Source organism: Uliginosibacterium flavum (assembly GCF_040566545.1).
GTDB classification, from domain to species: domain Bacteria; phylum Pseudomonadota; class Gammaproteobacteria; order Burkholderiales; family Rhodocyclaceae; genus Uliginosibacterium; species Uliginosibacterium flavum.
Window position 1 is genome coordinate 334475 of record NZ_JBEWZI010000003.1, and the last position, 19101, is coordinate 353575.

Annotated in this window: 16 protein-coding genes; 9 read left to right on the forward strand and 7 right to left on the reverse strand. The window is 62.4% G+C overall.

Features of this window, described 5'->3' with window-relative positions; translation table 11 throughout:
• Positions 1–8 precede the first annotated feature (8 nt).
• From ABXR19_RS04860 to ABXR19_RS04875, 4 genes are all read right to left on the reverse strand, one after another.
• Positions 9–503 (reverse strand): 2-oxoacid:acceptor oxidoreductase family protein, encoded by a 495-nt coding sequence (locus tag ABXR19_RS04860; RefSeq protein ID WP_354599968.1) that lies wholly within the window; start codon positions 501–503, stop codon positions 9–11.
• Between the two features lie 10 nt (positions 504–513).
• Positions 514–2154, reverse strand: a complete 1641-nt coding sequence (locus ABXR19_RS04865) for a thiamine pyrophosphate-dependent enzyme (protein WP_354599969.1) — start codon at positions 2152–2154, stop codon at positions 514–516.
• A 270-nt stretch (positions 2155–2424) separates the two neighbouring features.
• Positions 2425–4137 (reverse strand): diphosphate--fructose-6-phosphate 1-phosphotransferase, encoded by a 1713-nt coding sequence (locus ABXR19_RS04870; RefSeq protein ID WP_354599970.1) that lies wholly within the window; start codon positions 4135–4137, stop codon positions 2425–2427.
• A gap of 86 nt (positions 4138–4223) precedes the next feature.
• Complete coding sequence (locus ABXR19_RS04875) at positions 4224–6182, reverse strand: DUF4914 family protein (protein ID WP_354599971.1); 1959 nt, start codon at positions 6180–6182, stop codon at positions 4224–4226.
• Between the two features lie 168 nt (positions 6183–6350).
• Here ABXR19_RS04875 and mtgA point away from each other — a divergent pair, with 168 nt between their 5' ends.
• Positions 6351–7043: a monofunctional biosynthetic peptidoglycan transglycosylase gene (mtgA, locus tag ABXR19_RS04880; protein ID WP_354599972.1), complete on the forward strand. Its 693-nt coding sequence runs from the start codon at positions 6351–6353 to the stop codon at positions 7041–7043.
• A 151-nt stretch (positions 7044–7194) separates the two neighbouring features.
• Here the strand turns inward: mtgA and ABXR19_RS04885 are convergent, their stop codons facing one another.
• Entirely contained in the window at positions 7195–8064 is an 870-nt protein-coding gene (locus ABXR19_RS04885; RefSeq protein ID WP_354599973.1) for a spermine/spermidine synthase domain-containing protein, read from the reverse strand.
• A gap of 338 nt (positions 8065–8402) precedes the next feature.
• Here ABXR19_RS04885 and ABXR19_RS04890 point away from each other — a divergent pair, with 338 nt between their 5' ends.
• The 4 genes from ABXR19_RS04890 to ABXR19_RS04905 all read left to right on the forward strand — a co-directional run bounded on the left by ABXR19_RS04890 (position 8403) and on the right by ABXR19_RS04905 (position 11353).
• Positions 8403–9554, forward strand: a complete 1152-nt coding sequence (locus ABXR19_RS04890) for an HD-GYP domain-containing protein (RefSeq protein ID WP_354599974.1) — start codon at positions 8403–8405, stop codon at positions 9552–9554.
• 65 nt (positions 9555–9619) lie between these two features.
• The gene (locus ABXR19_RS04895) at positions 9620–9931 is read left to right on the forward strand and encodes an ArsR/SmtB family transcription factor (RefSeq protein WP_354599975.1); all 312 of its coding nucleotides are present in this window, start codon (positions 9620–9622) and stop codon (positions 9929–9931) included.
• Between the two features lie 64 nt (positions 9932–9995).
• Positions 9996–10706 carry a YiiX/YebB-like N1pC/P60 family cysteine hydrolase gene (locus ABXR19_RS04900; protein WP_354599976.1) on the forward strand — a complete coding sequence of 237 codons (711 nt, stop codon included), beginning with the start codon at positions 9996–9998 and terminating at the stop codon, positions 10704–10706.
• A 74-nt stretch (positions 10707–10780) separates the two neighbouring features.
• Positions 10781–11353: a DUF2628 domain-containing protein gene (locus tag ABXR19_RS04905; RefSeq protein ID WP_354599977.1), complete on the forward strand. Its 573-nt coding sequence runs from the start codon at positions 10781–10783 to the stop codon at positions 11351–11353.
• 604 nt (positions 11354–11957) lie between these two features.
• Here the strand turns inward: ABXR19_RS04905 and ABXR19_RS04910 are convergent.
• Entirely contained in the window at positions 11958–13004 is a 1047-nt protein-coding gene (locus tag ABXR19_RS04910; RefSeq protein ID WP_354599978.1) for a radical SAM/SPASM domain-containing protein, read from the reverse strand.
• Positions 13005–13525: 521 nt separating this feature from the next.
• Between ABXR19_RS04910 and ABXR19_RS04915 the strand changes: the two genes are divergently transcribed.
• A complete protein-coding gene (locus ABXR19_RS04915) occupies positions 13526–14485 on the forward strand; it encodes an MBL fold metallo-hydrolase (RefSeq protein WP_354599979.1) in 960 nt (319 codons plus the stop codon).
• Between the two features lie 206 nt (positions 14486–14691).
• Here the strand turns inward: ABXR19_RS04915 and ABXR19_RS04920 are convergent, their stop codons facing one another.
• Entirely contained in the window at positions 14692–16266 is a 1575-nt protein-coding gene (locus ABXR19_RS04920) for a protein adenylyltransferase SelO (protein ID WP_354599980.1), read from the reverse strand.
• Positions 16267–16445: 179 nt separating this feature from the next.
• Here ABXR19_RS04920 and ABXR19_RS04925 point away from each other — a divergent pair, with 179 nt between their 5' ends.
• The 3 genes from ABXR19_RS04925 (at position 16446) to ABXR19_RS04935 (ending at position 18938) form a co-directional block, all read left to right on the forward strand.
• Positions 16446–16667: a VF530 family protein gene (locus tag ABXR19_RS04925; RefSeq protein ID WP_354599981.1), complete on the forward strand. Its 222-nt coding sequence runs from the start codon at positions 16446–16448 to the stop codon at positions 16665–16667.
• On the forward strand, positions 16667–17035 hold the full coding sequence (locus tag ABXR19_RS04930) for a YbaN family protein (RefSeq protein WP_354599982.1): 369 nt from the start codon (positions 16667–16669) through the stop codon (positions 17033–17035). The genes ABXR19_RS04925 and ABXR19_RS04930 overlap by 1 nt, the downstream gene beginning before the upstream one ends.
• Before the next feature lie 391 nt (positions 17036–17426).
• The gene (locus tag ABXR19_RS04935; RefSeq protein ID WP_354599983.1) at positions 17427–18938 is read left to right on the forward strand and encodes an AMP nucleosidase; all 1512 of its coding nucleotides are present in this window, start codon (positions 17427–17429) and stop codon (positions 18936–18938) included.
• Positions 18939–19101 lie beyond the last annotated feature (163 nt).

Below are 19101 nucleotides of genomic sequence, written 5' to 3' on the forward strand. Positions count from 1 at the left end.
ATTGCTGCCTACGCCTGCTGTGCTGCAGCTGCCCGCCCCTGCGCAAAGGCTTCCAGATTCAACTTGTGATGCTTCTCCGCCAGATTGGCCTTGATGGCCTCTTCCCAGATCTCGACCGGCAGATCGAGATGCGTGCTGAGCACGCCGAGCAGCGCCACGTTGATGGACTTGGCCTGCAGCTTGCCGGGTACATTCGCCAGTGCCTCGGGTGAGACCAGCACGCCGCCCGGCTTGAGCACATGGCGGTTCACGTCCATCTGATCCGGTGCAACGACGATCAGGCAATCCGCCTCGCCGCGCGTGATCATCGGGCTATTCACGCGCGGGCCGAAGCGCACGTCGCTGGCGACCGAGCCACCGCGCTGGCTCATGCCGTGAATCTCGCTCTTCTTCACGTCCAGCCCGGCGCGGAAGGCCACGTCGGCGAGGATGTCGGAGGCTTTCACCACGCCCTGCCCGCCCAGACCGGCGACCACCACGTTCACTACTTTCTGTTCGCTCATCGTTTTGTCCTCAGTCGACCACGGCCGCGCTGCACGCGGCATTGCGGGCCAGCAGTTTTTCGGCGGCCGCCTTGTCGTACTGGCGGATTTTCGGCGCGGCCAGAATGCACGGGCGGCGTGCCACGATCACGGCCAGTTCGCCACTCGCCAGGGCGGTGGTGATCGCCGCTTCCAGCGAGCCGTCGCCGGCCATCGGATCGACCGTCACGACCTGCTTGAGGCCCATGGCGCGACAGACTTCCTCGAAGTTGATCTTGTGGCTAGCGCCGTGCATCAAGTCACGACCGGTGCCGGCATGTTCCTGCTGGCCGGTCATGGCGGTAGTGCCATTGTCCAGAATCAGCAGCACGTGGCCGGTGGCTGGCGGGTTGTAGACCATCTCGGCCAGTCCGGTGAGGCCGCTGTGCACGAAGGTGGAATCACCGATCACGCTGACGACACGCTTCGCCTCTTCGAACGGCAGCACATGGCGCAGGCCGAGGCCGACGGTGATGCTGGCGCCCATGCACACGCAAGTGTCCATCGCCGAGAAGGGCGGCAAAACCCCCAGCGTGTAACAGCCGATATCGCCGGCAACGATGCAATTCATGTCGCGCAGGGTTTCGAACACCGGACGATGCGAGCAGCCTTCGCACAGCATCGGCGGCTTGCCCGGTGGCGCTTTGGCTTCCTCGGATTCATCGCCTGCAATGATGCGGCGTACACGGTCCACGTTGAGTTCGCCAAAGCGGAAGCGCTCGGACTTGCCCTCGATTTTCAGGCCGGCGGCGAGCAGTTCAGTGACGAGGATCGGATCTCCTTCCTCGATCACCAGACAGCGCTCGACCGAAGCCACGAAATCCCGGATCGCGTTGATCGGCAGTGGGTAGGACAGGCCCAGCTGCAGGATGCTCGCATCCGGCGCGGCATCGCGCGCGTGCATCGCGGTGATGCCCGAGGTGATGATGCCCAGCGCCTTGCCACGCGGCTCGACGAGGGTTTGCGCGCAGCTTTCGGCAAACACGGCGGCACGCGCCAGCTTGTCGCGCAGGCGGCGATGCGCCGGGCGGGCGTGAGCCGGAATCATCACGCGCGCCGGGATGTCGCGCTTGAAGGTCGGCGCCGCGCCGCGTACCAGCGGATGCGGCACGACGATGCTCTTGGAATGGCACACGCGAGTGGTCATGCGCAGGATCACCGGCAGACCGAATTGCTCGGAGATCGCGAAACCCGCCCCGGTGAAGTCATAGGCCTGCTGCGAATCGGCTGGCTCCAGCATGATCACGCCCGCGGCGCGCGCGTAGTTGCGGTTGTCCTGCTCGTTCTGGCTGGAGGCCATGCCGGGATCATCGGCCGAGATCAGCAGCAGACCACCAGTGACGCCGGTGTAGGCCGCCGTGAACAGCACGTCGGCAGCCACATTCACGCCCACGTGCTTCATCGTCACCAGGGCCCGTGCGCCCGCGAAGGCCGCACCGAGGCCGACTTCCAGCGCCACTTTCTCGTTTGGCGCCCACTGCGCTTTGCCGCCTAGCTGGCCGAAGGCTTCGAGGATTTCAGTGGACGGCGTGCCGGGGTAACCGGTGCCGAGCAGAACGCCCGCATTCAGGGCGGCAAGGGCGACGGCTTCGTCACCGGACAGGAGCATGCGCTCGGAGAGAATCTTTGCCATTGCAGCACCATCGTTTGATCGGTGCCGAAGATTCTAGGCATGCGCAGCCGTACGGACTTGCCACAGGTCAAGGCACCGGGTTGGTGCGACGCGGCATTGTGCAAATCGCACGGGGATTGCGGCTGCAGCAAGCCTGCCCGAAGAGCCGCGCAGGACGGCGCTGTGCGAGATGCATGACTGGAGAGGCTTACTGGGTGCGGCTCTTCAGGCAGGGCCCAAAAAAATGGCCCATCCGGACGGGATGGGCCTTTTGCACGCGACGAGAACGGCTTACTCGCCGATCTTGAACAGCAGCGAGTCCGCGCCTTCGTTCAGGGCCACAGTCATCGGCATCTGGCGCGCGGCGGGGCCCCACAACTGGCGCGGGCCGGGTGAGGCGAAGCAGTCGTCGGCAGCCCAGGCGGCGCGGCGCGAGACGAAGAACTGCATGGCCGCTGCCTCGGTGCGCACCAGCGCCTTTTCGATGACGTATTCATCCTGCCCGTGACGGCGCTCGACGTTGAAGAGGCCGGTCAGCGGAATCGCCAGCGGCTCGCCGCCCGATGTCAGGCCGGAGACGCTGGCCATGTAGCCGGTCTTGCCGGCGAGGATCAGGGCGCCGACGGTGAGGCCGAGGTTCCAGGTGTAGGCGGCATCGAACAGGGTCGGGGCGCCGCAGCGGCCTTCGTAGCCGAAGAAATGGTGGTGGGTGCTGAAGGGCACGTCCGGCGCGGTGGCGACCAGGCGGGCGCGCACCATGTCGCTGAGCAGTTGCTCTGTGGGGATCAGCGAGACTTGCAGATTGCCGTGCGAGTCGCGTTCGGCCAGCAGCATGTTGACGATGTAGGCCGGTAGCGAGCCGAACAGCGTTGCATTGGCGGCGGCGAGGTGGCTGGAGACGAAGGCGGGGCGCGCCTCTGCGGGCAATGCCGTGAAGGCCTCGGCGTGGTGCGCGACGACATCATTGAGCTCGGCGAGCAGGGCGTTGATCTCGGGGATAAATTCGATCAGGCCTTCGGGCACCAGCACGACGCCGTGCTTGAGGCCCTTGTTCTTGTAGCGATCAACGACGGCATTGGCGATCTGTTCGACGATGGCGCCGAGCGACATTTTCTTCGCGGCGACTTCTTCGGAAATCAGAGTCACGGCCGGCTTGGTCTGCAGCGCGACTTCGAGCGTGACGTGCGAGGCGGAGCGTCCCATCAACTTGATGAAGTGCCAGTATTTCACCGAGGAGCGCGTGTCCTGCAGGATGTTGCCAGCCAGCTCGGCGTAGATGCGGGTGGCGGTGTCGAAGCCAAAGGAAATCGGCAGCAGACCCGGCACTTGCAGGTCGCCGTCGATGGTCTTGGGCGCGCCCAGCACCTGCACGCCGGAGCCGTCGGCCTTGATGCCAGTGTAGAGGAACTCAGCCAGGAGTGCGGCGTTGGTGTTGGAGTCGTCGCCGCCGATAATGACGATGGCGTCCAGGTTATGGGTGATACAGGTCTGCTTGACCTGCTCGAACTGCTCGGCCGTCTTGATCTTGGTGCGGTCGGTGCCGAGGAAGTCGAAACCGCCAGTATTCAGGATGCTGGCCGCATCGGCATCGGTGATCTCGAAGAGCTTGCCCTGGAGCAGACCCTTGGGGCCGCCCTTGACGCCGAACAGGGTGTTGTCGGCGCCGAGCAGTTTCTTGATGCCGCACAGCACGTTATGCCCGCCCGCGGCCGGGCCGCCGGAGAACAGCGCGGCAACTCGCTTGCCGGAGACACGGGTCGGCGCGAGTCCGTCAGCACGCAACACGACATTGCCCGAAGCCGCGACGGACTGCGGGAAACGCGCGGCCACGGTGGCGCTGTCGCGCGTGCTCAGGACGCGGTCGGTCGCGGCGAAGGCGATGGCTTGCGGGGCGGCGGCACTGCCGAAGGCGGTGCAGGTCGGCAGAGGCAGTTTGCGGACTTCGTTTTCGAAGACGGAGCGATGGTTTTCCATCTGCTCAAGCTGGGCGGCGAGTGTGCTCATGGTGTAGGGGCTCTCTGAATCGGTGGATGTGCAACAGCCGGCATGGCCGGCTGTTTAGAAGCAATTTTAGGTCCTGAAGATGACACTCAGTCCTTGAACATGGAATGCGGAATCAGCTTCCAGTAATCTTCCTGCGTCGCATCGTTCAGGCAGGCCTGGATGATCTTGCGGCCCAGCGGATCAAGCTCCGGCGTCAGGAAGGGCGTCAGCTCACGCTTGAAGAATTCGCGCCACATCTGCGCGCCGTGTTCGAACACCTCCGGCCCGCCTTCGAGCTGGCTTTGCACGTGCAGCAGCACCGGCGGAATCATCGAGCCTTCGACCTTGACCTGGCGCGGCACGTAGCCGAGCAGGGAGCAGGGCGAAGCAACCAGTTCTTCGCGATGGAAACGCGCCGAACCACGCCGCGCCAGATACTCGCGAGCGACCCATTCGGACATGAAGCCGACATGCCAGGCGCCGATGTTCTGATTCGGGATCAGGACGTGACGGGTGTCGGAATTTGCCACGAACTGACGCAGCAGCAGGTTGGCCTGATCGACGCGTTTGCCGGTACAGAATGCCCAGTAGGAACCGACGCCTTCGCACTGCATCCCGCCGGCAGCCGAATCCTGGATCGACGGGTTGGCGTGACCGCGCGGTGCGGCCAGACGCCATAGCCAGGCCAAAGCCGGGCTAAGGATGTGCAACATGCCGAGAATGCCGTAGAGCTGGCTGTCCTTGTGCGTGGGCGGACAACGTACGCCGAAGCTGCGGATACCGACGGCAACCGGGCCTTCCTGCACGTCGTGAATCATGTCGCGCGGAATGATCAGACGCGGATTCGGACAAGGCTTGCCGGGCGAATCCTCGATGTGTTCCCACAGCAGGGCCTGACCGCCAGGCACGATGTAGTGATTCAGGAAAATCAGCGGGCGATCCGGATGCATGACCAGACGCTCCAGATGCGGATCGGTGCCGTAGGCCTTGATGTGATCCACGCGCACGAACCAGCCGGCTTCAGCATCCTTGATGTGCAGCTTGGTCTGGCCTTCGTTGTAGTGCGGGTGGGCGCAGGCCATGTCGTCGGCCATCGGGTTCAGATGACAGGCTTCAGGCAGATTCAGGGTGCGCTCTTCGCCGGTGACGACGTTCTTGCCCAGCAGCAGGCGGCCGTCTTCCATGCGATGCACGTGCTCGGTCATCTCGCTCTTGCCGCCGCCCGAGGCGCCTTCGTGCATGATGATGGTCTGGTTGTCATACGGCGTCACCACCCCGACTGCTGCGCAGTGGTTGGTGGTCCAGCCTTCGCGCTCGCCGATGTCCAGCAGCAGCGAATACACGCCCTTCTTGGCGGACGGGCCGGGATACAGGTTGTAGGCGAAAACTTCCTGATGCGATTCGGCGCGCGCATGCACGACGACTTGCTTGCCGTCGAAATGGGTGTGGCGGAAATGCGGGGCAATGAAAATCACACCACCCGACAGCTTGAAATTCGAAGGCACGGCGCTGTTGGCGATCATGCCTTGCAGATCGGCCAGGGCGCCGGCGAAGAAGGCCGCAGCCTTGGGCACGATGGCCAGAGCGCCATAGCCCAGTTCATCGGGGCCAGCATAGAAAGGCACCACGATCAGCTCTTGCGTCTTCAACCAGTCCAGCGTCTTCTGGCGCGTCTTGTCGAAACTCTCGCCAAAACGTTCCTGATAGGTCGGCTTGTCGGTCGGCAGCTTGTCGCCGATGACCATCGCGTCCGGATCGCGGCGGCGCATCTTCGGATCGATGAAGTTGATACAAATGCCGTTGCGCGCCTTGGTGACCTTGGCTTCGGCGATATAGCCCTTGCCCGGCACCTCGAAACCGACTTCGATCTCTCCCTTGTCTTCGCGGTTGCCATGCGACCAGTCGGTCGTCCCGGCCTCGCGGTTCAGCGCCCAGTTGAGCAAGTCTTCGCGATGCTCGGCCACATGAATGGCAGGGGCGGCGCTGAGCACTTCGATCACGTGCGGCGGCAAGCCCAGCAGGGCCCAGTCATTCTTGAAATCGATGGTTTTGATCACTTGAGTCATTGTCGTCAAGGGCGGCAAAGCCCGGCAAAGCGTTATCGGAAGCGCAACCTCAAGGGCCGCATCGAATAAGGGAAAACCGCAAGGATACAGGGAGTTGAAAACCATTTGTTGATCTGGGTCGGGCTTGGCGCTTGCCCTGCGCGCCTAGCTCCTGCATCCTCCACCCCCATGAAAACCTTGGCCCTCTGGACGCGACGCGCCCTCCTTGCCCTGATCCTGCTCATCGTCCTGTGGCACCTGTGGTTGCTGGGCTGGGTGATGTGGTGGAAATGGGCGAACCCGAGCGAGACCAGTTTCATGGCCATTCGTCTGAGCGAGCTGCGCCAGAAAGACCCCAAAGCCCAGCTGCGCCATCAATGGCAGCCCTATGAACGGATTTCGCTGCAGCTCAAACGTGCCGTGATCGCGGCCGAGGATGACACTTTCGTCGATCACGACGGCTTCGACTGGAACGGCATCCAGAAGGCCATGGAGAAGAATCAAAAGAAGGGCAAAGCGGTGGCCGGCGGATCGACCATCAGCCAGCAGCTGGCCAAGAACCTGTTCCTCAGCCCCAGCCGCAGCTATGTGCGCAAGGCCCAGGAGGCTGTGATCACCCTGATGATCGAAACCCTGTGGAGCAAGCGGCGCATCCTGGAGGTGTATCTGAATTCCGTGGAGTGGGGCAGCGGCATCTTCGGCGCCGAAGCCGCCGCGCGTCGCTACTACAGCATCGGAGCCGCCCAGCTGGGGGCCGAGCAAGCCGCCCGCCTGGCGGTGATGCTGCCGAATCCGCGCAAATACGAGAAAAGTTTCTCAGCCCGCCTGGCCGCCCACGCCGCCCGGGTGCAAGGACGCATGCACTATTCAGAGGTGCCCTGAAAGCCGCGCGGGGCGTGGCTCTGCAGATAGCCGCCTGCACAGTCAGGCTGCGCGCGGTGGCGGAGGTCGCTTATCGCAAGTCGCAAGTCGCAAGTCGAAATTCAAAGTCAAAGACTTCAAAAGCCGCGCCTTACTGGTAATTTTCTTGGCGCTAACGCCGCCCCTTGCGCTTGTCGCGCTGCGCACTGCGCTCCATGTCGCGCAGCAGCTTGGTGAACTCGAAGGGATGCCTGCCTTCCAGCTCGCGCGCCGCGCGCATCAGGCGCTGCCAGTCCGGCGGGAAGCCCGGATCGTTGAAGGCATACACGATGCGGTTGCCGTCGCTGACCACATCCACCGCCACCATGCGCCCGTCGAAGGCCTTGCGGATCAGATCGATGTGCGTCTCGGCGGTGATGCTGTAGCCCGAGATGTTGGCCACCAGCACGCCGCGCGGCTTCAGGTGGGCGCGCAGATTGGCGTAGAAGACCAGCGTGCATAGCTGCGGCGCCACGCCCTCTTCGTCGTAAGCATCGAGCAGGATCGCGTCCGCCCCATCCGGCTCGCCCGCAAAATAATCCGCCGCGTCGGCCTGCACGATCTTCAGGCGCTCGTCGTCCGGCGGAATCTGGAACCAGTCGCGGCAGGCGATCACGCCCTCCATCAGCTCCACGCTGGTCACCCGACTGCGTGCCAGATTGCGGTAGCAATACTTGGTCAGCGAACCGCCGCCCAGACCGATGATCACCACGTGTTTCGGAATCGGATGGAAGAGCAGGAAACCCATCATCGCGCGCGTATAGATCACCGCCAGCTCGTCCGGCGCGTCCAGACGCATCTCGCTCTGCACCAGACGCAGCGAGAAGTGCAGGCGCCGCACCTTGCCGTCATCCATGACAAAAGGATGCGGGTAGATGCCATCCATCAACTGCTTGATCAGCAACTGACGGTTCTTGCCTTCCGGCTCGCGCAGCCAGATCTGGCCGGATTCCTGCAGGAAGCTGGCGGGGATGCTGAGCCAGCCGGGAACATCAAGAGACATGAGCGGGGACCAATATTTTCAACAAGATGCCTGTAAAGCCGCACCCCGCATTGCTCTGCGAGCAGGCATGGTGCAGAAGTCCGCCCGGCAAGCGTCTTCAGGCAGAGGCCTGCATTCTATAGATCCAGCCCGATCACGCTAGTGCACGCCTGTCGCCCGGCATGCCGCACAGAGGAATCCGGGGCTTGCGGCCAAAGGGTCGCCTGCACAAGCAGACGCCTTCTGCCCTGGCGCGCACACAATTGTTTACGCACCCAGACGCTCTTGTCCTTGAGTTCACGCAGCCCCCGCCGATACTGACTGTTCAGGGGCCAATCTCTCACACGGAGGTACGCGTCATGCAATTTTTACCGCTTGCCGCCACGCTGCTGCGGCCAGACAAACTTCTGGCCTGGAATCTTTACGACGAAACGGGCGAACTGCTGCTGCGCCGTGGCTTCATGTTGTCCGATCCAAACCAGATCGCCTCGCTGATCAAACGTGGCGTCTTTGTCGAAGCCGAGGACTACAAAGCCTGGCAGCAGCTGAATTTGACGGCAGCCCCGCCGCCCGCCCCGCCGCCTCCACCAGTCAAGGCCCTCAACACCTTCACCCTGCGCGACGCCATCGCCGGCAAGCTGCTCCTGCTGCTGCGCAATGCCGGCCAGGAGCCCGACTTCACCGCCCACACACAAGAGCTCGCACATGCCATCAAAGTGCTTGTGGATGGCACCCCGGACGTAGCGCTGGCTGGCATCCAGATTCACGAACACAGCAAATACGCGGTCGCCCACAGTGTGGATGTCGCCATCCTGGTCGAATTCCTCAGCCGCAAACTCGACTGGACCGACGATCAGCGATGCAGCACCGTCTGTGCCGCCTTGACCATGAACCTGGGCATGGCCGAAGCACAAAGCATCATGGCCCTGCAGCGCATGGCGATTACCGAGATTCAACGCAAACTCATCACGGAACACCCCCAAGCCGGTCACGCTCTGCTGCAAGCAGCGGGCGTGGAGGACGCCCTGTGGTTGCAAATCGCGCTCGACCATCACGAAGCGCCCGACGGCAGCGGCTACCCCGGTGCCAAAACCGCGCTTAACCCGGAAACCCTGCTGCTGCGTACCGCCGACATCTACAGTGCCCTGCTGATAGCCCGCCCCACCCGCAAGGCGCTGGATTCCGCCTCCGCCATCAAGGCCGTCTTCGTGCAGGAGAAGCAGCACCAGAACGAATTCGGCGGTCTGCTACTCAAGGAACTCGGGCTCTACCCACCCGGCGCACTGGTCAAACTCAAGAATGGGGACACGGCCGTCGTCTCCAGGCGCGCCTGTGGCAGCACCCCCTTGATGGTGCACAGCTTCATCAACAGCCACGGCATTCCCATGCTGGAACCGATGTGGCGCGAAACAAGCCGCGCAGAGTTCGCCCTGGTCGGTGGACTGACCCACGAAGACGTCAAGGTGCCGGTGGATATCGAAAAAATCTGGGCCGCCCAAGTACGCAACTAGCGGGCGCCAGCGCGCCAATAACCATCAGCCTTGACAAACCCGCCGACATATCGAAAACTATCGATGTGAACAAAGACTACTCCCGCGCAATTCCGCCCGCCTGGCACAGCATGGCTGCGGTATTCATCGCCCTCGGCGACGAGCATCGCCAACGCATCGTGCTCAGCTTCGAGCCGGGCGAGCGGCTGAACGTGGGGCAGATCGCCGAGGTGTCGACGCTGGCGCGTTCCACCGTCTCGCATCACCTGAAGATCCTGCGCGAGGCTGGCGTGCTGGCCTCGGAGAAGATCGGCAAGGAAGTGTATTTCTGGCTCAACAAGCCGCTGCTGCAGGAAGTTTTCGGCAACGTGGCCGATTACGTGGAGCGGAACGCCTGAGTTCCGTACATTTTTTACCAAACATATCGAAATGTTTCGATATGTAGTTTTATCGGAGGCTTTCATGAAAAACCGCATCTGGCGGTGCATCCTCGTCGCAGTGCTGCTCTCACCCCTTGGCCTGCTCGGCTTGAACGATCTGCACGCGGCCCTGTTCACACCGCGCGCCAGCTTGCCGGTAGCGATGACACAAGCAGTCAAAGTCGGCGATGTGGTGTTCACGCGCGAGCCTTACTACCTGCTGCGCAAGGTGGCCGATGCCAGTGGCGGCTGGACGAATCACGTCGGCATCGTCATCGACACCTCGGGCGCCGAGCCACTGGTGGCTGAGAGCAAAGTTCCCCGTTCCGTAATCACCCCGCTGAGCCGCTTCGTGGGCCGCTCCGAAGCGGGCTATGTGGCCATCCGCCGCCCGCTGCAGGCGCTCAGCAGCGAGGAGGAAAGCCGGCTCGCCGCTGCAGCGCATGCGCGCATGGGGCGCTGGTACGACCTCGGTTTCAACCTGCATTCCTCGGGCCAGTTCTGCTCCAAGCTCGTCTATGAAAGTCTGCTGGCCGCCACTGGCGAGTCCATCGGCGCAGTCAGCAACTTTGAAACCCTGCTACACCAGCGCCCCGACGTGCCCCTGGCCTTCTGGCGCGTCTGGTATCTGGGGCAGATTCCCTGGGCGCGCGAAACGGTGACGCCGGACAGTCAGTACACCAGCGCGGCGCTGACGACGGTGTATGACGCAAGCCAGAACACGCGGGTCTCCCACACAAAGCGCGGAATCTGAAGAGATTGACTGGAATACGCACGGAGCAACTCACGCCGGCAAAATGGACACGCCACCCAACCAATGCCAGAATCATGTTCCGGCCCAACCACTTTCCACAAGCCATCATGGACAACACCAACCCCTATCTGCCGCCACAAGCTGATCTGATCGGCGAATCCACTCAGGCAGAAGCCATTGCCGAAGATGTCGCCGTGGCGACATTCATCGGAAAAAAATATGACTACTACCGTCACAAATGGAGTGGGTCAGAACACAAGGGGTCGATTATCTCTTTCAACGGTGGCGCTTTTCTGTTCGGTTTTCTGTGGATGGCCTATCGCAAGATGTACAAGTTTTGCGGCATCTTCATTGCCGTGGTGGTCGCTGAAACGCTCCTTGAGCTGGCTCTCGATCTGCCCAGCTCACTTTCAAGTGCCATCAGCATTGCCATGACAGTTTGCTTCGGCATGTTCGGCAACCATCTCTACAAACTCCACGTCGAGCAGAAAATCCGCGAGATCACGGCGGAGGGCACGCCAACTCTGATCAATGCCGAGCTGGCTCGTCAGGGAGGCACCAGCTTCGGCGCCGCCATCGGCTTTCTGGTGGTGCTGATCATCATTCTCGGCGGTCTGGGTTTTCTCATGGGCGGCGCCGAACTCTGAGCACGGACCACGGTTCGCCCATTAAGGCGGCCTGCGGGCCGCTTTCTCATTACAAACGCGTGTTTATCCGCCGCCGCCGGCTTCCGCCAAGACCCTCACCCAGCGGACCTCTGCAGCAACCCCTGCCGAAGAGGTCCGCCCCGTGGGTCTCTTCAGACTGTCATCGGTTCACCCGCAGGCTGCAGTTTTGCAGGGTGCGCATCGCGCACGTGGACTCGGTGTCAAAACATGGCCAAATGCTGCGCGCGACGCATCCTGGGTGCCTGATCACGGCGCTGTTGTGGTGTCGGCCTGCGGGCGTTAGGGTCGGTAGTTGTCGGCCACATGCGGTATTCGCGGTCAGGCTTCAAAGCGGAGGTTCAAAGTTCTTTAGAAGATAAAAACTTCGTTCTGCACTTTCGTTAGCCTTTGTTGCGTGATTGAACCTAGAGGCCGCAATTGACCACTTCCAATCCCTGGCAAATCCGCATGAGCACTCAGTTTCGTCCCCACGGCAGCCCTCGCCGTCTGGGTGAGACGCTACGCGCTCGATTGAGCCGCACTGCCGGCAAGTGTTCGCGCGTTCGCGCTGCGAATTGAACCTGCGGTAACGCAAGCGTTTGCCTCAAGCAGAATGAATCGGAATCCGCACACGCGGCGTACGCGTTGGCCCGGCCAGCTCGCAGCCCGGATCGGCCTGATCCAGGCGGCCGTGCACGGCCCAGCTCAAACAGCGCAGGCCGCCCTGACATTGCCCAGCAAAACCGCAGCTGGTGCAGCCTTCCTGCGCCAGCGGCTGGCGGATCGCCTGCATCGGGCTGTCCGCGTACAGTTCAATCAACGGGCGTTCATAGGCGTTACCCATTGGAATCGGCAGGCGTCGACAGGGATACAGCGTGCCGTCCGGCATCACCGTGATCAGCGAATCGCCGGCGGTGCAGCGATACACCGCGTCGCCGCCCTCCAGAAACTGCAGCGCACGATGCAAAGCGATTTCGGTCTTGCTGTTCGCCGGCAGGGCTGCGCGCGCCTCGGCCATTACGTGCAGGTATTCACTAGTCTGTGCCGGGCTCAGCATCTGCGCCGCCAGATCCGGGCCGGCCGGGATGACCCGATCCGACCAGACTTTCGCCACACCCAGCGCATGACCGAGACGCGCGACCTCGCCGAATTCGCGGAAGTTGTCCGGCTGTGCGGTGAAGGAAATCAGCACCTTGATGTCTTCCGCCAGCAGCGCCTGAATCCCCGCCACCGCCCGGGCATGACTGCCGGCGCCACGAATCGCATCGTGCGTGGCCGCTACGCCGTCGATGCTCACCTGCACGAAGCCCGGCTGCCAGTGGCGCAGACGGCGCGCCATGCTGCGGTCGATCAGCGTGCCGTTGGTGAGGATGCCAAAGCTGAAATCCGCGCGCTGCTGCGCAAAACGATCCAGCAGCGCCGGAAAATCGCGCAGCGCAAACGGCTCGCCGCCGGTCACGTTGATATGCCCACGGATTGCGGAGGGCGTGCGCAGCAGATGCAGATAATCATCGAGCACCTGCTGCCAGTCCGCCAGTCCGCGTTCTTCAGGTTCGAACTCGTCCTGATAGCAATGCGTGCAGCGCAGATTGCAGGCATCCGAAAGATGCCATTGCAGCAGCAGGCTGGCGGGGCGGTGGGCGGGGTTCATCGGCCTGATGATTGCAGAATCTGCCGGCCCGTCAAGCCCGCGCTGCATTTGCAGGTTGCCGCAGAGGATGTGCGTTCCAGCCGCATGGGCCGAGCCGCCAGCTACGTACAGGAGCTTTACCAACAGACCATCAGCCTGAGCGATTTGGCTCGCATTTGCGCAACCAACCGGAGCACGTTAAACGCGGAGTTTCGTGCCCCCACAGGCCGTTCGTGCTTATACGATTGCCCTGCGCATGACACTGGACACTAGCTGGCTGCGCGACACCCGGATTTTCATTGCGGAAATCATGGCACGCGATTGCAGATCCGCACAAAGAAATTGTCTTGCGACGGTATTCAGGGTTTACCTGTAGACCTAGACTGGCCTTGCAATGTTTGACTTGGCCCGCAGGGCAGACGCCAGTGCTGGGTTGGGAAAACTGGCTTTTGGGTTTGAGCACGCAGCAAGCCAGGAGGCTGAGTCTGGCTGACGCCGAGCATTGCGCCTAAGAGACCTATAAAAACTGAATGGAGCAAGACATGAAATCAACGTGTATGCAGATTGAAGCAGGCCGGGCCGTGCTTGCGGCGGTTCTGATGAGTGGAGTACTGGCGGGCTGTGCAAGCAGCGAGCCTCGCTCGAATGTTCTGGGAGATGGCGTGACGCGGGTCGATCTGGGCGGAACAACCGTCACGCTGATCAATGACGGTTTTCTCACTCGCTCGCTAGACGCGGATTTCGTACGCAATGCGCCTCTGCCTGAAGTCAAGGCGGCGCTGCAGGAGGCAGGCTTGCCCACCGACAAGCTTGATATCCCCTTCAACCCTCTGGTGGTGGATATTCGCGGGCAACGCGTGCTCTTCGACGCCGGCAATGGTGAATTCGCCGCGTCCGGCACGGGCTTGATGCTAGCGCGCATGAAAAAAGCGGGGATTTCTCCCGAGTCGATCACCGCCGTCGTGGTTTCACATTTCCATGGTGATCACATCAATGGCTTGCGCACCAAAGCAGGAGAGCTTGTGTTCCCGAACGCAAAAATCCATGTGCCGTCCGTTGAGTGGGATTGGTGGATGGATGATGCCCGCATGGCGGCAACGCCCGAAAACTCACGCGGCAATTTCAACGCAGCGCGCCGGGTTTTTGGCCCCAGCGCGGCGTCGATACAGCGCTTTACTCCGGGCGCTGAGGTGTTGCCAGGCGTGCGGGCCATTGCCGCGCATGGCCATACTCCCGGCCACACGGTTTTCCTGATTGAGGGTCGCCAGCGCAAGTTGCTTTACTGGGCTGATGCTACGAACGTGGCGGCACTCTTCGTACGCAATCCGGATTGGGCCGTGAGGTTTGATATGGAAGCGGAAGCCTCTCGGGTAGTGCGTCGCCAACTGGCCGACTTTGCGATTCCTGACAATCTGTTAGTGGCGGGATACCACTTCCCCGGCTCGGCCATTGGCACACTGAGCGTGCGTGGCAAAGGCTACGAATTCACGCCCTTGCGCTAAGAAATCAGGCTCTGCTCCTGCCTCTGTCTTTCGAGATCAGATGGCATGGGCAGAGGCTGGAGCCGTTTACAAACTCGGGAAGCTAGGCTCTGTCAGCTCGTCGCCAAAAGCGGCCACTTCTGGCGTGCGTCGTGGGGCCGTTGAGCGTTATCGATTTGCTCAAAACCAGCCCCATTTCAGGCCGAAAGACTGATTGCGCAATGCGCTCAGGAACTGCAGGACAGCGCCGAACAGCCCGGCTCGTTGCGCGCCCAGTCCGGCCGGCGGGCGGCCAGGTCGGTAAATTCGGCTTGCTCCAGATACGGATTGCGGATCGCGCGCATCAATCGCTCCAGCACACTCATGTCGCCGGCCTCGGCGGCCTTGATGGCGTCCTGCGCCAGCCAGTTGCGCGGGATGATCCAGGGGTTGGCGGCGTGCATGCGTGTGCGGCGATCCGCAACGGATTCGGGCGAGGCGGCAAGGCAGGCCTGCCAATCGGCCAGCCAGAGCGCGAATTGTGCTTGTGCGGTGGAGGATGGCGGCGCATAGAAGGCGGGGGAAATTTCGGCTAGTGCCGCATCGGCGGGCGTGTCAGGAGCAATCTGCGCCAGTGCACGATAGAAAATTGTCATGTCGGTATCGGCTGCCGCAAAACATGCGAACAGCGCGCTGATGCGCTTGAAATCGGCCTCGGCCGAGCCATCCTGTGGCAGGCCCAGCTTGTCGCGCAGCATGGCGAGATAGTGCGTTTCGAAATGCTCGGCGTATTCATCCAGACAGGCTTCGAGCGCCGCCTGATTTTTCACGACGGGCATCAGGGCATTGGCCAGGCAATTCAGATTCCAGCCGGCCACCCGCGCCTGCTGGGCGTAGGCATAACGCCCGCCGCGATCCGTGGTGTTGGGGGTGAAGGCGGGGTCGAAATTGTCGATCCAGCCATAGGGGCCGTAATCGATCGTCAGGCCCAGCACCGACAGGTTGTCGGTGTTCATCACTCCATGCACAAAGCCCACTCGCATCCAGTGTGCGACCATCACGGCCGTGCGCTGGCAGACTTCGGCAAACCACGCGATATAGGCCTCCGGCGAAGGCGCGCCGAGTTCGGGGAAGTGCGTCGTGAGGGTGTGGTCGAGCAACTGGCGCAAGAGGCCGAGTTCGCCGCGCGCAGCGAAGATTTCGTAGTGGCCGAAGCGTAAAAAACTCGGCGCCAGACGCGTGACGATAGCGCCAGCTTCCTGCTGCGGATGCCCGTCGTAGAACATGTCGCGCACGACCGGGTCTCCGGTGCCGACCAGACACAGCGCGCGCGTGGTCGGCACGCCCAGATGATGCATAGCCTCGCTGCACAGGTACTCGCGGATCGAGGAGCGCAGCACCGCGCGGCCGTCGGCATGGCGCGAATAGGGCGTCATGCCGGCACCCTTCAGCTGCACTTCAATTCGATTGTCATCGGCGCCGATCACCGTGCCGAGCAAAATCGCGCGCCCGTCACCGAGCTGCCCGGCCCAGTTGCCGAACTGGTGACCGCCGTAGCAGGTGGCGTAAGGCTGACTGCCCGGCAGCAGACGATTGCCGGCGAAAACCTCGGCGGCCATCGCTTCGGGCTCAGCGCTCAGGCCCAGCAGCGCGGCAGTATCCGCCGACCAGGCCAGCATCTGCGGCGCGGCTACCGGCGTCGGCGCGCACAGGGAGTAGGCCGCACCGTACACCTGACGCGGCTGAACCGTGTTCTCGGGATCAGCTGGCAGGGCGTCTGTGAAACGATGATCGAAGCGGAGGTCAGAAAGCTTTGAAGACATTATCGGCACGGAGAATAGGCTTGCTTCAGTCTACGGCTTTGGCGGGAAATTGCAGCCATGTCGTGGGTAAGGTTGATAGCGGCCAAAAAGGAACTCCGGCACATTGCTTTACGCTTCGGCCGCACTCTGCACGGCCATGCCCGTTACACTGCGAGCTATCCTCATTTGTGCCGATTGCCATGAATACCCAAGCCAACAACCCCCTCCACGGCATCACCCTGGAAACCATCCTGACCCGCCTGGTGCAGTACTACGGCTGGGAGGAGCTGGGACGGCAGATTCCGGCGCGCTGTTTCATGTTTGATCCGAGTATCAAATCCAGCCTGAAGTTCCTGCGCCAGACGCCCTGGGCGCGTGAGCGGGTGGAGACGTTTTACGTCGACACGCTCAGCGTACGCTGATGCGCTTGCTGGCCATTCGTCTGGTCTGGCGGCTGCTCGCACTGCTGTGCCTGGCGCTGGGTTTCATCGGCATCTTCGTGCCGGGCCTGCCGACCGTGCCCTTCCTGCTCGCCGCCGCCTGGGCTGCCGGACGCGGCTGGCCGGCACTGGAAGCCTGGTTGCTGAATCACCCGCGCTGGGGCACCAGCATCCGCAATTGGCGCGAACACGGTGCCATGCCAAGGCGCGCCAAATGGGCGTCTTCAGGCATGATGGCTGCAAGTGCCCTGCTTATGGGGTTCTCCGGGGCACCCCTGTGGGCCACGCTGGGCGTGGCCGGGGTGATGCTGGTGGTCGCTATGTGGCTGTGGCGGCGGCCAGAAAGCTGATCGTGCTCCAGCACAGTCTGCGGCTCGTCTTCGCGTCTCGGCTCGATTGCGGATGGGCATGGCAGGTTTTCTGTAGGTGCTACGTCAGTCGCACGCCGGACATGGGAGCGATTCAGGGTAGTGCTTCGCAAGTTCTTGAACAGCTCCTCCTCCGTCATTCCGGACTTGATCCGGAATCCAGTCCCCTTTCCACCTGTCTTCTGGATTCCGGATCAAGTCCGGAATGACGGTTTTGACAAGGATTGATCAACTCGGAAGCACGCTACTCGCCCCTAAATCCAGTCGAGCCTCCAGCTGCCGATTCAGCCGCGACGCAACGCCCGTTTCCTTGCATGCAGTATGCTTGCCTGATCCTGATCGAGATGGCCAAACCTCCGGAGCCTGCCCCGTCATGCCTCAACGCCCGCCCTTCATTGCCCCGCTACGCTTCACTGATGCCGACGCCGCACTGGCGCAAGTCCAGCTCATCTACGCGGACAGCATCAGCCATCTGCGCAACGCGCTGCAGCATTTCGTATCCGGTGGCAACTTCGATAGCGAAGACACGCCGGCACAGCAGCGCGTACGCGCCTGCTATCCCTTCGTGCGCCTGCAGACCACCAGTGTGGCCAAGGCCAACCGCGCGGACAAGCGCCTGTCCTACGGCTTCGTTGCCGGCCCCGGTCACTACGAAACCACACTGACCCGTCCTGACCTGTTCGCCGATTACTACCGCGAGCAGTTCCGCCTGCTATTGCAGAACCACGACGTCGATCTGGAAGTCGGCATCAGTTCGCTGCCGATTCCGGTGCATTTCTCCTTCAGCGATTACGACCACATCGAAGGCAGCATGAGCGCCGAGCGCCGCCTGCTGATGCGCGACGTGTTCGATCTGCCCGACCTGTCCGTAATGGACGATGGCATCGCTAACGGTACCCACGCCACTTTGCCCGGCGAGGCCCACCCGCTGTCGCTGTTCACCGCCCCGCGCATGGATTATTCGCTGCAGCGCCTGCGCCACTACACCGGCACCTCGCCCGAGCATTTCCAGAACTTCGTACTGTTCACCAACTACCAGTTCTATATCGACGAATTCGTCGCCATGGGCCTGGCGGCCATGGCCGATCCGGCCAGCCCCTATCTGGCATTTGTGCAGCCCGGAAACCTCATCGCGCGGCGCAGCGGTCTGTCTGCTGGTGAACTCGACGCACTCGGCAAAATCCCGCCGCGCCTGCCGCAAATGCCCGGCTATCACCTGATCCGCGAAGATGGCAGCGGCATTACCATGATCAACATCGGCGTCGGCCCGGCCAATGCCAAAACCATCACCGATCACGTCGCCGTGCTGCGCCCGCATGCCTGGCTGATGCTCGGCCACTGTGCAGGCCTGCGCACCACCCAGGCACTCGGCGACTACGTGTTGGCCCATGCCTACGTGCGCGAAGATCATGTGCTCGACGAAGACCTGCCGATCTGGGTGCCGATTCCCGCGCTGGCCGAAATCCAGCTCGCTCTGCAGACCGCCGTGGCCGATGTCACCGGCCTGTCCGGTGCCGCCCTCAAGGGTCTGCTGCGCACCGGCACGGTGGCTACCACCGACAACCGCAACTGGGAACTGCTGCCCGACAACACCCCGCAGCGTCGCTTCTCGCAAAGCCGCGCGGTGGCGCTGGACATGGAATCGGCGACGATTGCCGCCAACGGCTTCCGCTTTCGCGTGCCCTACGGCACCTTGCTGTGTGTGAGCGACAAGCCCCTGCACGGCGAGATCAAGCTGCCCGGCATGGCCAACAATTTCTATCGCGAGCGCGTCGACCAGCACCTGCGCATCGGCATCCGCGCCCTGGAAATCCTGCGCGAGCGCGGCCCGGACGCCTTGCACAGCCGCAAGCTGCGCAGCTTCGCCGAGGTCGCGTTTCAGTAGGGTGGGCTCGGAGAGCCCACGCCGCATAGGCCACTACCATTGAAACCACGGGTGGACTCACCGAGCCCACCCTACGAGCAATGCCATTAAGGCAACGCTGAACAAGTGGCGTTAAAAAGCCGCGCGCACGGTCAAATCGGCGCGAGGGCGAAAATTCGACGAA

Coding starts and splice junctions, on each gene's coding strand:
- ABXR19_RS04860 (WP_354599968.1), bottom strand. CDS start 503: ATGAGCGAACAGAAAGTAGTGAACGTGGTGGTCGCCGGTCTGGGCGGG.
- ABXR19_RS04865 (WP_354599969.1), bottom strand. CDS start 2,154: ATGGCAAAGATTCTCTCCGAGCGCATGCTCCTGTCCGGTGACGAAGCC.
- ABXR19_RS04870 (WP_354599970.1), bottom strand. CDS start 4,137: ATGAGCACACTCGCCGCCCAGCTTGAGCAGATGGAAAACCATCGCTCC.
- ABXR19_RS04875 (WP_354599971.1), bottom strand. CDS start 6,182: ATGACTCAAGTGATCAAAACCATCGATTTCAAGAATGACTGGGCCCTG.
- mtgA (WP_354599972.1), top strand. CDS start 6,351: ATGAAAACCTTGGCCCTCTGGACGCGACGCGCCCTCCTTGCCCTGATC.
- ABXR19_RS04885 (WP_354599973.1), bottom strand. CDS start 8,064: ATGTCTCTTGATGTTCCCGGCTGGCTCAGCATCCCCGCCAGCTTCCTG.
- ABXR19_RS04890 (WP_354599974.1), top strand. CDS start 8,403: ATGCAATTTTTACCGCTTGCCGCCACGCTGCTGCGGCCAGACAAACTT.
- ABXR19_RS04900 (WP_354599976.1), top strand. CDS start 9,996: ATGAAAAACCGCATCTGGCGGTGCATCCTCGTCGCAGTGCTGCTCTCA.
- ABXR19_RS04905 (WP_354599977.1), top strand. CDS start 10,781: ATGTTCCGGCCCAACCACTTTCCACAAGCCATCATGGACAACACCAAC.
- ABXR19_RS04910 (WP_354599978.1), bottom strand. CDS start 13,004: ATGAACCCCGCCCACCGCCCCGCCAGCCTGCTGCTGCAATGGCATCTT.
- ABXR19_RS04915 (WP_354599979.1), top strand. CDS start 13,526: ATGAAATCAACGTGTATGCAGATTGAAGCAGGCCGGGCCGTGCTTGCG.
- ABXR19_RS04920 (WP_354599980.1), bottom strand. CDS start 16,266: ATGTCTTCAAAGCTTTCTGACCTCCGCTTCGATCATCGTTTCACAGAC.
- ABXR19_RS04925 (WP_354599981.1), top strand. CDS start 16,446: ATGAATACCCAAGCCAACAACCCCCTCCACGGCATCACCCTGGAAACC.
- ABXR19_RS04930 (WP_354599982.1), top strand. CDS start 16,667: ATGCGCTTGCTGGCCATTCGTCTGGTCTGGCGGCTGCTCGCACTGCTG.
- ABXR19_RS04935 (WP_354599983.1), top strand. CDS start 17,427: ATGCCTCAACGCCCGCCCTTCATTGCCCCGCTACGCTTCACTGATGCC.